A 13,082-nucleotide genomic window follows, 5' to 3' on the forward strand; every position below is an offset into this window, starting at 1 on the left:
GAGGTCGTTGGCAATGACTGAACAGCCTCTGTTCGATGCGACGCCCATCGCGGCGCAGCTTGCCACGAAACCTGTCGGTTTGCTGAAATTCGCCCAGTTGGCAGGGCGCAACATGCTCGAAGTCATTCCTGACGAAACGCTTCGGCAGAAATACGTCCGCGGGCCTCTGAACATCCATTATTTCTGCGATCCCGATATCATTACCGAACTGCTTGTCGGCAAGGGCCGCTACTTTCCCAAGGCGAAGTTCACCAAGGACATCATCGGCTCGGCCGTGGGCAACGGGCTGATCCTGTCCGAGGGCGACAAATGGCGCAGTCAACGCCACCGCTATTCCCCCCTCTTCGCCGCGCGCAACCTACCCCTGCTGGCAACGCATTTCGCCGAAACCGGGATCGAAGTGGCCGACTCCCTTCTCGAAGGGCACGGTGTCGTGGATGTCACCCAGATGGCTCCGGCCTCGACGCTCACCAACATTTCCCGCGTCATTTTTTCCGGCAACGAAGAGGTCAGCGCCGAGGAAATCCGCGCCGGGCTGAAAGCCTATTTCGAATATATTTCAAGGATTTCGCTGTTCGATCTGATGCAGCTTCCCAAATGGCTTCCGCGCCGTAAATGGCTGCAAAGCAAGGCACCGGTCACCAACATGCGCAACCTGGCCCGGCAGGTCATTGTTGAACGGCGCAGCCAGAACCGGGAAGAGCCCGAGGATTTCCTAGACCTCATGATCGCGGCGCTGGACGAGGATTTCGAAGATCTCGAAACCACCGTGGACAACCTCCTGACCTTCGTCGTGGCCGGGCATGAAACCTCGGCCAATGCCTTGGCATGGGGGTATTACCTGCTGGCCCTGCATCCGCGCATGCAAACCCGGATTCGTCAGGAAATCCGCAAGATCACTCCCGATGCGCCGGTCACCTACGAGGATGTGCAGCACATGCCGCTCTTGCGGGCCCATATCAAGGAAACGCTGCGCCTCTACCCGTCGGCGGCCTTCTTTGCCCGCGATGCGTCGGACGATCTGCAAATCAAGAACGTGAGCATCTCCAAGGGCGATGCGCTGTTCTTCCCGGTCTATTCGCTGCACCGGAACGAAAAGCTATGGGACGCCCCCGAAAGCTATCGCCCCGAGCGGTTCCTGTCGGGCAAGATCCCACGCGGCCAGTATATCCCGTTCGGCGACGGGCCGCGGATTTGCCTTGGCGCGCAATATGCCGAAACCGAAATCATGGTTCTGATGGCCAGCGTGCTGCGTAAGATCACGTTCTCGCTTTCGGGGTCCCTCATCCCGCGCCCGGTGCTGACCTTCACGATGCGCCCCGAGGGGCCGATGATCCTCAACGCCCGGCCCGCACCGTAAACCCGAACGTCCGGCCGGCTCAGTTTCGCGGCGGCACGAGCTTGCCGGGGTTCATGATGTTCTGCGGGTCCAGCGCGGCCTTCACCGCGCCCATCACCTGCCATGCCCCGCCATGTTCGCGCGCCATGTAATTCAGCTTGCCCACTCCAATGCCATGCTCGCCCGTGGCCGTCCCGCCAAGCGCAAGCGCGCGGGTCACCATCTTGTCCGAAACGGTTTTGGCGCGGGCCACAGCGTCGGCGTCGTTTTCGTCGAACATCAGGATCGCATGGAAATTCCCGTCGCCCACATGCCCGAGGATCGGGCCGGGCAACCCGGCCTCTTCCAGATCGGCCTGCGTGCCCTCGATGGCCTCGGCCAGCCGCGAAATCGGCACACAATTGTCGGTCACCACCGCACGGGTGCCGGGCCGCGAGGCCAATATCGCGTGATAGGCATTGTGCCGCATGGTCCACAGCGCAGTCCGGTCTTCGGCCCGCGTGGCCCAGTCGAACCCGCTGCCGCCATGTTCGGCGGCGATCAGGCCGAAGGTTTCCGCCTGTTCCGCCACCCCCGCGTCCGAGCCGTGAAACTCCAGCAACAGGTGCGGCCGTTCCGGAAGGGTCATGCCGGAATAGGCGTTCACCGCCGCGACGCTGGCCTCGTCCATCAGTTCGATCCGGGCCATGGGCACCCCCATCTGGATCGTGTCGATCACCGCCTGCACCGCGCCGCCCATCGTGTCGAACCCGCAAACCGCACTGGAAATGGCCTCGGGCTGGCCGTGCAGGCGCAGGGTCAGTTCGGTGATCAGCCCCAGCGTGCCCTCGGCACCCACGAACAGCGAGGTCAGGTCGTACCCGCTGGACGATTTGCGCGCCCGTGTGCCGGTGCGGATGATCTCGCCACCGGCGGTGACCACCTCGAGGCCCAGAACATTCTCGCGCATCGTGCCATAGCGCACCGCCGTGGTGCCGCTGGCCCGCGTCGACGCCATACCGCCAAGCGAGGCATTCGCGCCCGGATCGACCGGAAAGAACAGCCCCGTCGCGCGCAACTCCTCGTTCAGGCTCTGGCGCGTCACGCCGGGCTGCACGGTCACGTCCATATCCTGCTGACGTATCTCCAGAACCCGGTTCATCCGGCTGAAATCCACGCTGATCCCGCCCTGAAACGCCTGGGCCTGCCCCTCAAGCGAGGTTCCCGTGCCCCAGCCGATCACCGGGCAGCCCGCCTTGGCGCAGGCGCGCAGGATCTGCGCCACCTCCTGCGTGGTTTCGGGATAAGCCACGGCATCCGGGGGCGTGAGCGGGAAATAACTTTCGCTGCGGCCATGCAAATCCAGATCGGACTTGGACCGCGTCAGCCGTTGGCCTAGAAATGTGGAAATCTCGGCGATTGCGTCCTGAACACCCATGCGTTTCCCCTCAAGCTGACTCCGGCGCACAGTAGGGCATGTGCTGGGTGGGGGAAAGATCGCCCCAGGGGAAACGGTGCGCGATGACCGACGGGGAACAGTCCATTTTTCGCCAGAAGGCCACAGCGGCCGCCGACGCGCTGCGCAACGGCTGGACGGTGCTGGTCACGCGCGGGCCGAGCCAGTTCCAGTTCTGGCTGATCGCCCTGACCATCGGCGTGGGCGCGGGCTTTGCCGCGTTGTTTTTCCGCAAGGGCATCAATGCCTTGCAGGGCCTTCTTTACGGCACGGACGATCCCGGCAGCCTGCACAGCCTGGCCGAAACCCTGCCGTGGTACTGGATTCTTATCATCCCCATCATCGGCGGGCTGGTGGTGGGGCTGATCCTGCACCATTTCACTGACGACGCGCGGGTGCGCACGGTCTCGGACGTGATCGAGGGCGCGGCGCTGAACGAAGGCCGCGTCGAAGGGCGTGCCGGTGTCGCTTCGATCTTTGCATCGCTCATCACGCTCGGTTCCGGCGGATCGTCCGGGCGCGAAGGGCCGGTCGTGCATATGGCCGGGGTGATCTCAAGCTGGGTCAGCGACCGGATCAATGCCGATGGCATCACCGGGCGCGATCTGCTGGGCTGTGCCGTGGCGGCTGCGGTGTCGGCCTCGTTCAACGCACCGATCGCCGGGGCGCTGTTCGCGCTCGAAGTGGTGCTGCGCCACTTCGCCCTGCATGCCTTTGCCCCCATCGTGATCGCCAGCGTGGCGGGCACGGTCATCAACCGGCTGGAATTCGGCGACATCACCGAATTCGCGCTGCCCACCTCCAGCGCCCTGGAATTCTATGTCGAACTGCCCGCCTTTCTTCTTCTGGGGCTGATCTGCGGTGTGGTGGCCACCATCCTCATGCACTCCATGCTTTTTGCCGAAGACATGGCCAGTTACATGCAGAAACGCGCCCGCGTGCCGCGCTGGCTGCGCCCGATGGTGGCCGGGGCGTTGCTGGGCGCGCTTGCCATCGGCTTTCCCCATATCATCGGCGTCGGGTATGAAACGACATCGCTGGCGCTGACCGGGCAGATGCTGCTGCACGAGGCAATCGTCTTTGCCGTGGTCAAGGTGCTGGCCGTGTCGATCACCATCGGCGGGCGCATGGGCGGCGGCGTGTTTTCGCCATCGCTCATGGTCGGTGCGCTGACAGGGCTGTCTTTCGGCCTGATCGCAACCGGGTTGTTCCCTGACGTGTCGGGATCGTCCACGCTCTATGCGCTGGCGGGGATGGGGGCAGTCGCCGCTGCGGTTCTGGGGGCACCGATTTCCACCACACTGATCGTGTTCGAACTGACCGGCGACTGGCAGACCGGCCTTGCCGTGATGGTCGCCGTGTCGATCTCCACCGCGCTTGGCGGGCGGCTGGTGCGGCGGTCGTTCTTCCTGACCCAGCTGGAGCGGCGCGGCACACGGCTGGCGGCCGGGCCGCAGGCCTATCTGCTGGCGATGTTCCGGGTCGAACGGCTGATGCGCGGCCCCGACCACGAGCGCCCAGCCAGGGAGGAGCAACTTTGGGAGCTGATCGAGGACGGCGTCTATATCGACGGCAACGCCACGCTCGAGGCGGCGATGCCGATTTTCGATCGCTCGGCCATTCCCTTCATCCCCGTGGTCACGCTCAGGGGCGGGGATCAGCCGCCCGAGTTGAAAGGCGCGCTTTTCCATGTCGATGCGCTCAAGGCCTATAACCGGGCGCTGGCCGCAGTCTCGGCGGAAGAACACAGCTGACCCACGGCGGAAACACTCAACCGGGCGGCGGTGACAAGATTTTAACAGATTGCGGGCGTATTCGTTCCACTTCACTATGAGAGAACGCACTGAACGGGGCGTATGTGGGTATTAACAACAGGTCATAAAAATGGCGTTCTTTGATATTGTTCAGCCGGGTTCCAAAACGGCTGCTCCGGACGAGCGGTTGCTGCAAAATCTGAAAGACTACACGTCGATGAGTCTGACTCTGCTCTGGCAGCGTCAGGCGATCTACCTCGCGGCGACCCTGCTGACCGCATTCTACTTCGATCCGATCAATGCAGCGCTTTTTTACGTGACGATCCTGTTCTGCGAAGTTCAGGACATCATGCTGGCCCGGCGCGTGGCGGCGCTTCTGCCGCGTCAGACCGATGCCATCTATTCCAGCCTCATCTGGATTCTCCTGAACACGATGCTGAGCGCGGCGGCAATCTGCCTGTTCGCGATCTCGGTCGCCTTCGAACAGGAAAGCGGCGGGCATTTCACGCCATTGTTCTTCCTGTTCGCCGCCGCGCTTTTTGCGGCGATGAACAACCATCAGCTGGTCATGGCGCTCACGATACGGCTGGCGATGTACGGCCTGTCGTTCTTCATCATCGTTCTGCGCGATCTGTGGCTGCACCGTCCCGGCCTGGATTCCGAACTGTGGCTGCACTTCTTCACGGTCGTGTTCGTCATGTATTTCCTGATCGACTGTTCGATCGTTTTCCTGAAACTCTACAAGAAGAACCTCAAGCAACTCGAAGCGCTCCGCGAGGAACACGAGCGCACCAAGGCCGCCTATATCGTCAAGTCGCAGTTCATCTCGACCGTCAGCCACGAATTGCGCACGCCGCTGACCTCGATCAAGGGGTCGCTCGACCTGCTGAATTCGGGAACGATGGGTCCGGTGCCCGACTCCATGCAGAAGCTCGTCGAAATCGCCGGCAAGAACGCCCTGCGCCTGTCCCATCTGATCGACGACGTTCTGGACCTGCAGAAAATCGAAGCCGGTGAAATGAACTACAAGATCACGGTGGTCGAGGTAAAAGCCCTGCTAGGCGAAGCCGTGAGTGGCAATTCGGGCTATGGCAACACCTACGGCGTGACCATCACCGAAGACTGCCCCCCGGACGAAACCATGCGGATCAGGGCCGACGAATCGCGCCTGATACAGGTTCTGAACAACATGATTTCCAACGCCGTGAAATTCTCGCCCGAAGGAAGCGAAGTGACGGTCGGCTGCAAGCGTTTCAGCGACACCGTCAGAATCTATGTCTCGGATCAGGGCAGCGGGATACCCGAAGGCGTCAAGCACAAGGTCTTCGACCGGTTCAGTCAGCTGGATTCCTCGGACCAGCGGCGCGCGGCGGGCAGCGGCCTCGGCATGAGCATTTCAAAGGAAATCGTCGAACAGCTGGGCGGCACCATCGACTATGTCAGCGAACTGGGGCGCGGAACGACCTTTTATTGCGATTTCCCCGCCTGCGGCGATTCCGATGAACAGTGGCTCAAGGGCACCTTCGGCAGCCTGTGATCCCCGGCGCGCGGGTCTCGTTCACGGCCGGGCCTTGGATACATCCCCGAAAGCGGCCCCTACCCCGCCATCAGCGCCTGCGCGGCGGCGCGGGCCTCTTCGGTGATCCGGTCGCCCGACAGCATGCGCGCGATTTCATCCACCCGCTCGGGCGTCGGCAGCGGCGTGACGGTGGACAGGGTCTGCGCCCCGGTCACCTTCTTTTCGACACGCCAGTGATGCGCCCCGCGCGCCGCCACCTGGGGCGAATGGGTCACCACCAGAACCTGCCCGTCTTCGGCCAGTTGCGCCAGACGCCGGCCCACGGCATCCGCCGTGGCCCCCCCGACCCCGCGGTCGATCTCGTCAAAGATCATCGTCAGCCCGCTGTCGGTGCCCGTCAGGCAAACCTTGAGCGCCAGCAGGAAGCGGCTGAGTTCCCCGCCCGAGGCAATCTTGTTCAGCGGCCCCGAGGGCGCACCGGGATTGGTGGCCACCGTGAATGTCACCGTATCGCGCCCCTCGGGCCCCGGATCGGACGGTTCGACCTGTGTGCTGAACACCGCGCGCTCCATCTTGAGCGGCGCCAGTTCCTCGCTGACGGCCCGGTCAAGTTCGCCTGCGGCTTCACTCCGCGCCGCGCTCAGCGCCCCGGCAGCGGCGTCATAGGCCGCCTGCGCCGCCGATAACGCCTCCTCCAGCGCCTTCAGGTCCGCATCCCCCTGATTGAGCGCCGCCAGTTTCCCGCGCAGCTCGGTCGCGAAATCCCCCAGGTCGTCCGCCGCGACCCCATGCTTGCGGGCCATGGCGCGGATGGCGAACAGGCGTTCCTCGGCCTCTTCCAGATCCAGCGGGTTGAAATTCAACCCCTCAAGGCATCGCGCCACGCCTTGTCCGGCCTCGTCCAGTTCCACCATCGCCCGGCCTATCGCACCGATGGCTTGATCAAGCTGCCCCTCGGCCCGGTCGGCAACCCCCTCCAGCCAGCGCAGCGCATCGCCTGCGGACCCTTCGGCCCCCTCCTGCCCAAGCGCGGCCTGCGCGCGGGCGATATCCTCGCGGATACGCTCGGCCTGCTGCATCAACCGGCGGCGGGTATCCAGCGCCTCTTCCTCGCCCGGCTGCGGGTCCAGCGCATCCAGTTCCGACACTGCATGGCGCAGGAATTCCTCTTCGGCGCGCACCTCGTCCAGCGCCGCAGTGGCGGTTTCCAACGCCTTGCGGGCCTCGGCCACACCGCGCCATGTGCTGCGGGCCTTGGTTTTCAACGGCTCGAGCCGCCCATAGGCATCCAACAGCGCGCGATGCCCCTTCGGGTCCAGCAAACCGCGATCGTCATGCTGCCCGTGCAACTCGACCAATGTCTCCGACAGCCGCCGCAGCACCTCGCCCGAACAGCGCCGGTCATTCACCCAGGCGGTCTTGCGCCCGTCGCGGGAATTGACCCGCCGCAGGATCAGTTCATCCCCCGCCGGAAGGCCCGCCTCTTGCAGCACATCGCGCGCCGGGTGTCCTTCGGGCAGGTCGAATTCGGCCATCACCTCGCCCTGATCGGCCCCCTGGCGCACCAGTTCGGCCCGCCCGCGCCAGCCCAGAACGAACCCCAGTGAATCGAGCAGGATCGACTTGCCCGCCCCGGTTTCCCCGGTCAGCACGTTCAGTCCGGGCTGAAACGCCAGCTCCAGATGGTCGATGATCAGAATGTCCCGGATATCAAGCGCGCGCAGCATCGGATGCATCCCGGCAGCGGGGCTGGCCCCGCCGCCCCTTTACAACCAACGGCCCTGGATCATCTGGCGATAGATCTGGCGCAACCAGCTATCGCCCGCCGCCTCCAGCGTCAGCCCCTGACCAGTCAGCAGCTTGTAGCTGTCTTCATACCATTCGGTGCCGCGGAAGTTATGACCCAGAATCGCACCGGCGGTGCGGGCCTCGTTCGTCAGCCCCAGAGACAGGTAGGATTCGACCAGACGGTGCAGGGCCTCGGGCGTATGCGTCGTGGTCTGGAAATCCTCGACCACCACGCGGAACCGGTTGATCGCGGCTGAAAAGTTGTCCCGGCGCAGGTAATACCGCCCGATTTCCATTTCCTTCGACGCCAGATGGTCGAACGCCAGGTCGAACTTGAGAATCGCCGAGCGCGCATATTCGCTGTCGGGGTAGCGCTCGATCACCTGCCGCAGGGATTGCAGCGCCTGAAAGGTCAGGCCCTGATCGCGTCCGACCTCGTCGATCTGGTCGTAATAGCTGAGCGCCAGAAGATACTGCGCATAGGCCGCATCCTCGTCGGTCGGGTAGAAGTCGATGAATCGCTGCGCAGCGGACCGGCTGTTCTCGTAATCCTTGTCCTGATGATAGGAATAGGCCTGCATGATCAGCGCCCGCTTGGCCCACTCCGAATAAGGGTACAGGCGTTCCACTTCGCCAAAGACTTCGGCGGCCATACCGGGATTGCGGCGGGCAAGATCGTATTCGGCACGCTCAAAAATCTGCTGGGCGCTGTAGTTCTCGAAATCGACGTCGCCGCGCTCGACCCGGCCATTGTCACTACAGGCTGCAAGGCCAAGGCCCACGACGATTGCACCGACCAGCTTTGCGCGGGACTTGCCGATAGTCATGCTCGAACTCACCTATCTTGCGTATCTGCGGGGAAAATCCCCAGCTTCCGGAACGGTCCTAGCACATAAATTTCCGGTGCAAAACGCCTTTGGCGCTTTTCTTGTGCTGTTCAGGCGACCTCGGGAATCTCATCCCAGTGGACATCCGCGCCGGGAAGCCGTGCCATCGTGGCCGCGTCGCATTCGACGATCTCGTAACAATCCGGCTGCGAGAACACCGCATGCAACAGATCATTGGTCAGCGCATGGCCCGCACGGACACCGTGGTAATGCCCGAGGATCGGCAGCCCGGCCAGGCCCAGATCGCCCACAGCGTCCAGCATTTTATGGCGCACCGCCTCGTCCTCGTGGCGCAGGCCACCGGGGCTGAGCACCTTTTCGCCATCCACGACCACCGCGTTTTCCAGCGTGCCGCCAAGCGCCAGACCGTTGGCGCGCATGGCGTCCACATCCGCCTTGCGGCAGAATGTGCGGCTGGTGCTGAGTTCGCGCACGAAGCTGCCATTCGACATGTTCAGGGTCTTTTTCTGGGTGCCGATCGCGGCATCCTCGAATTCGATGGCGAATTCGACCAGCAGCGTGTCATGCGGCGTCAGGCGGGCGCTGGCCGCGCCGCGGATCACTTCGACCGGGCGCAGGATACGCAGCGCCTGCAGGGGCGTCGCCATCCGGCGCACGCCGCGCGACAGGATGCCCCGCACGAACATCGCCGAACTGCCGTCGAGAATCGGAACCTCGGGGCCGTCGATCTCGATCACGGCGTTGTGGATGCCACAGCCGACGAGGGCGGCCATGATATGCTCGACCGTCGAAACACTCATCCCGTGTTCGTTTTCCAGCAGCGTGCACAGCGGCGACTGGTTCACATGATTCCACAGCGCCGGAATATCGGCCTGCGCGGGGTCGGCATCGGTACGGCGAAACACGATCCCCCGACCCGCGGGCGCGGGCACAATCGTTACACAGGCCGGTTGCCCGGAATGCAACCCGACCCCTTTGAACGTGACTGATGACTGAACCGTCGTCTGCAAGATACCCTCGATTGCGCAAAACAAGGCGCTTTAATGGTTACCGAGGGTTTAATTCTGCCGCGCCACAGCCTCAACTCAATCTTTGCAACGGCTTGAAACATCCCCGTTCAGACACCGGCGGATTTTTGCCAACAGAGCATCGTCACCCGCTATCCCATTGTTTCACAAAGAAAAAGGCCGCCCAAAAGGCGGCCTTTTCCTGCTTGTTGCGAAACCGTTCAGTTGGCCTGTCGGCGCAAAAATGCCGGAATTTCGATCTGTTCGTCTTCCGCCTCGTCGGGGGCCGGAGCCGCCTGCCGGGGCTGTTGCGCCTGCATGGTCGGTTGCTGACGCGCCGGACGCGGGGCCTCGGATTCGGCGCCGTGGCCGGTCATGCGGTTGATCAGCGAGTTGATCCCGAAACGCGGACGCTGCTCGGCTGCCGGGGCCTCTTCCTGGAAGGCCTCGCGCTGCACCGGCTGCGGGCGATACTGCTGCGACGGCGTGTTGGTCACCGCGCTTTGCAGGCGGGCCAGCGCCTCGGGCGACGGCGTGCCGGGGGCCGGGGCGCGAGGCGCGACAAAGCTGTCACGTTCCTCTTCTTCCTCGACACGATGCGCGCTCGGGTCGAACGTGTCGTGACTCGGCTGATAGGCCGGCGGCGGAACATCGTCGGTCATCTCTTCGGCTTCGGGCTCGAAGATATCCTCCATCTGATCCTCGGCAGCGGCGCGCTGCGCATCCAGACCATCCGTCCCGAACAGGCCCGGTTCGTTTTCGCTGCGTGCGGCGACCGGCGTCACCTCTTCGGTCGTTTCCTCCACCGGCATTTCGGCGGCGGGTTTCAGCGGCTCGGCCAGCGACCGGCGCGGCACCGGAATATCCTTATCGACCGCCGTGGCGTCGATGCCCGTAGCCACGACGCTGACGCGCATCGCGCCTTCCATCGCCGTGTCCAGCGTGCTGCCCACGATGATATTGGCATCGGGGTCCACCTCTTCGCGGATGCGGTTGGCGGCCTCGTCCAGTTCGAACAGTGTCAGGTCGTGCCCGCCGGTGATGTTGATCAGCACGCCGCGCGCGCCTTTCAGGCTGATTTCGTCCAGCAGCGGGTTGGCGATGGCCTTTTCGGCGGCCTGGATCGCGCGATCTTCGCCGCTGTCCTCGCCGGTGCCCATCATGGCCTTGCCCATCTCGTCCATCACGGCGCGCACGTCCGCGAAATCGAGGTTGATCAGACCGGGACGCACCATCAGGTCGGTCACACCCTTCACACCCTGATACAGAACATCGTCGGCCATCGAGAACGCCTCGGTAAAGGTCGTCTTCTCGTTCGCCAGACGGAACAGGTTCTGGTTGGGAATGATGATCAGCGTATCGACCATCTTCTGCAGCGCCTCGACCCCTTCTTCGGCCTGGCGCATGCGCTTGGCGCCCTCGAACTGGAACGGCTTGGTCACGACGCCGACGGTCAGCACGCCCAGTTCACGCGCCGCATGGGCGATGATCGGAGCGGCGCCGGTGCCGGTGCCCCCGCCCATCCCGGCGGTGATAAAGCACATATGCGCCCCCGCCAGGTGATCGACGATCTGCTCGATATTCTCTTCGGCGGCAGCGGCCCCGACCGAAGCCTTGGCGCCCGCGCCCAGCCCTTCGGTGACCTTCACCCCCAGTTGAACCCGGTGTTCCGCCCGGCTTTGCTGCAGCGCCTGCGCGTCCGTGTTGGCCACCACGAAATCAACACCGTCGAGCTGTTTCTCGATCATGTTGTTGACTGCGTTGCCACCTGCGCCGCCCACACCGAAAACGGTGATCCGGGGCTTCAGCTCGTGGTCCTGACCGGGCATCGTGAGGTTCAATGTCATTGCTCTATCCGCCTGCTGTTACGCCTGTCGTTACAGGCCGTTTTTCCGCCTAAACTGACTTATTCTTACTGATCGTTAACCCATACGTCACCCAAAAAACACCTTTTTACCACAAAATATGGCCTTTTTTTGGTCTCGATTCGCGGGATTTTGCCGATAGGGGCATATTTTGGGGTCTGAATTGACTTCAGACATAGCAGACATCCTTACCAATTGTCCCGAAACCACTTGACCGCGCGCTTCAAAGAGCGCGCCGGATAGCGGTCCTGGGGAATCTCGAAATCCCACCATTCGTCCTGAGGATTCGCCGCAAACAGGCACATTCCGACGGCACTGGAGAAGCCGGCGCCGGTGGCCGCCTGCGGCAGGCCATGCACCCGCAGCGGCCGCCCCAGACGCACCTGATGACCCAGAATCTTGCTGGCCAGCCCGTCAAGGCCGGGGATCTGGCTGCCGCCCCCGGTCAGCACGATCTGCTGACTCGGCAGGTGATCGAACCCGGCGGCATCCAGCCGCGCGCGCACCTCTTCGAGTATCTCCTCGACCCGCGGACGCATGATGCCGATCAGTTCGGCGCGGCTGACGGTGCGCCGGTCATGTTCCCAGTCGCCGGTCTCGCCGCCGATCTCGATCATCTCGCGGTCGTCCATGCCGGTGGCCACGACCCCACCATAGAATGTCTTGATCCGCTCGGCGGTGGCCTTGGGCACCTGAAGGCCCATGGAAATGTCGCTGGTCACGTGATCGCCGCCCATGCGCACGCTGTCGGCATAGATCATGTGCTTCTTGATAAAGACGGACACGCCCGCCGTACCGCCGCCAAGGTCGATACAGGCGGCGCCCAGTTCCTGCTCGTCCTCGACCAGTGCGGAAATCCCGCTGACATAGGCCGAGCTGGCCAGCCCGGCCAGTTCCAGATCGCAGCGTTTGATGCAATAGGCCAGATTCTGGATCGCGGCGCCTCCGACGGTCAGCATATGCATGTCGGTCGACAGGGTCTGACCCATCTGCCCGCGCGGATCGGCCAGCCCGCTGCGATGATCCAGCGCGAAATTCACCGGCTGGGCATGCAGCACCTCGCGCCCCTCGCCGTAATCGGGCACATCGCAGGAGCTCAGCACCCGGCTGATATCCTGTTCGCTGACGGTATGGCCTTCCAGTTCGACCTGCCCCGCCAACCCGTAAGAGCGCGGCTCGGCCCCGGAAAAACAGGCGATGACGTGATCGACCCGGATATTGGCCATTTTCTGCGCCGCCTGCACGGCGGTGCGGATCGCGCGCTCGGTCTCGGCCATGGCGCTGACCTCGCCAAAGCGCACCCCGCGCGACCGCGTCGTCGCCGCGCCGATCACGCGGAACCCCGCCTGCCCCGCCATCGCGCCAATGCCATCGGCCTCGGACAGGCGCTCGGTCCCGTCGAAGCGCAGAACCAGACAGGCGATCTTGGATGTGCCCACATCCAGGACCGCGACCACGCCGCGCTGCATTGCGGCCTTGCGCATGTTGCGCATCGCTCGTTGGGATTCGTAGAGCTCGATCATTTTC

The 13,082-nt window shown here is 63.6% G+C and carries 9 protein-coding genes; 3 read left to right on the plus strand and 6 right to left on the minus strand.

The features are described 5' to 3' along the window. Positions 1–13 precede the first annotated feature (13 nt). Positions 14–1,360 carry a cytochrome P450 gene (locus tag KPG71_RS00830; protein WP_216336050.1) on the plus strand — a complete coding sequence of 449 codons (1,347 nt, stop codon included), beginning with the start codon at positions 14–16 and terminating at the stop codon, positions 1,358–1,360. Positions 1,361–1,379: 19 nt separating this feature from the next. Here the strand turns inward: KPG71_RS00830 and KPG71_RS00835 are convergent, their stop codons facing one another. Then, a complete protein-coding gene (locus KPG71_RS00835; protein ID WP_216336051.1) occupies positions 1,380–2,756 on the minus strand; it encodes an FAD-binding oxidoreductase in 1,377 nt (458 codons plus the stop codon). An 83-nt stretch (positions 2,757–2,839) separates the two neighbouring features. Between KPG71_RS00835 and KPG71_RS00840 the strand changes: the two genes are divergently transcribed. Both KPG71_RS00840 and KPG71_RS00845 read left to right on the plus strand, forming a co-directional pair. Then, positions 2,840–4,528: a chloride channel protein gene (locus tag KPG71_RS00840; RefSeq protein WP_216336052.1), complete on the plus strand. Its 1,689-nt coding sequence runs from the start codon at positions 2,840–2,842 to the stop codon at positions 4,526–4,528. A gap of 217 nt (positions 4,529–4,745) precedes the next feature. Then, complete coding sequence (locus KPG71_RS00845) at positions 4,746–6,065, plus strand: sensor histidine kinase KdpD (protein ID WP_253195994.1); 1,320 nt, start codon at positions 4,746–4,748, stop codon at positions 6,063–6,065. 59 nt (positions 6,066–6,124) lie between these two features. Here KPG71_RS00845 and recN read toward each other — a convergent pair whose 3' ends face one another. The 5 genes from recN to ftsA all read right to left on the minus strand — a co-directional run bounded on the left by recN (position 6,125) and on the right by ftsA (position 13,078). Next, positions 6,125–7,774, minus strand: a complete 1,650-nt coding sequence (gene recN, locus KPG71_RS00850) for a DNA repair protein RecN (protein ID WP_216336054.1) — start codon at positions 7,772–7,774, stop codon at positions 6,125–6,127. A 39-nt stretch (positions 7,775–7,813) separates the two neighbouring features. Continuing rightward, positions 7,814–8,662: an outer membrane protein assembly factor BamD gene (locus tag KPG71_RS00855; protein ID WP_216336055.1), complete on the minus strand. Its 849-nt coding sequence runs from the start codon at positions 8,660–8,662 to the stop codon at positions 7,814–7,816. Positions 8,663–8,772: 110 nt separating this feature from the next. Continuing rightward, entirely contained in the window at positions 8,773–9,693 is a 921-nt protein-coding gene (lpxC, locus tag KPG71_RS00860; RefSeq protein ID WP_216336057.1) for a UDP-3-O-acyl-N-acetylglucosamine deacetylase, read from the minus strand. 218 nt (positions 9,694–9,911) lie between these two features. Then, the gene (gene ftsZ, locus KPG71_RS00865; RefSeq protein WP_216336058.1) at positions 9,912–11,537 is read right to left on the minus strand and encodes a cell division protein FtsZ; all 1,626 of its coding nucleotides are present in this window, start codon (positions 11,535–11,537) and stop codon (positions 9,912–9,914) included. 206 nt (positions 11,538–11,743) lie between these two features. Next, the gene (ftsA, locus tag KPG71_RS00870) at positions 11,744–13,078 is read right to left on the minus strand and encodes a cell division protein FtsA (RefSeq protein WP_073032488.1); all 1,335 of its coding nucleotides are present in this window, start codon (positions 13,076–13,078) and stop codon (positions 11,744–11,746) included. Positions 13,079–13,082: the final 4 nt, after the last annotated feature.

The organism is Roseovarius sp. PS-C2 (genome assembly GCF_018862045.1).
Classification (GTDB): domain Bacteria; phylum Pseudomonadota; class Alphaproteobacteria; order Rhodobacterales; family Rhodobacteraceae; genus Roseovarius.

Excerpts from the sequence above, each read along its gene's own strand:
- ftsA (WP_073032488.1), bottom strand. The coding sequence starts at position 13,078 with ATGATCGAGCTCTACGAATCCCAACGAGCGATGCGCAACATGCGCAAG.
- recN (WP_216336054.1), bottom strand. The coding sequence starts at position 7,774 with ATGCTGCGCGCGCTTGATATCCGGGACATTCTGATCATCGACCATCTG.
- KPG71_RS00855 (WP_216336055.1), bottom strand. The coding sequence starts at position 8,662 with ATGACTATCGGCAAGTCCCGCGCAAAGCTGGTCGGTGCAATCGTCGTG.
- ftsZ (WP_216336058.1), bottom strand. The coding sequence starts at position 11,537 with ATGACATTGAACCTCACGATGCCCGGTCAGGACCACGAGCTGAAGCCC.
- KPG71_RS00835 (WP_216336051.1), bottom strand. The coding sequence starts at position 2,756 with ATGGGTGTTCAGGACGCAATCGCCGAGATTTCCACATTTCTAGGCCAA.
- KPG71_RS00845 (WP_253195994.1), top strand. The coding sequence starts at position 4,746 with ATGAGTCTGACTCTGCTCTGGCAGCGTCAGGCGATCTACCTCGCGGCG.
- KPG71_RS00830 (WP_216336050.1), top strand. The coding sequence starts at position 14 with ATGACTGAACAGCCTCTGTTCGATGCGACGCCCATCGCGGCGCAGCTT.
- KPG71_RS00840 (WP_216336052.1), top strand. The coding sequence starts at position 2,840 with ATGACCGACGGGGAACAGTCCATTTTTCGCCAGAAGGCCACAGCGGCC.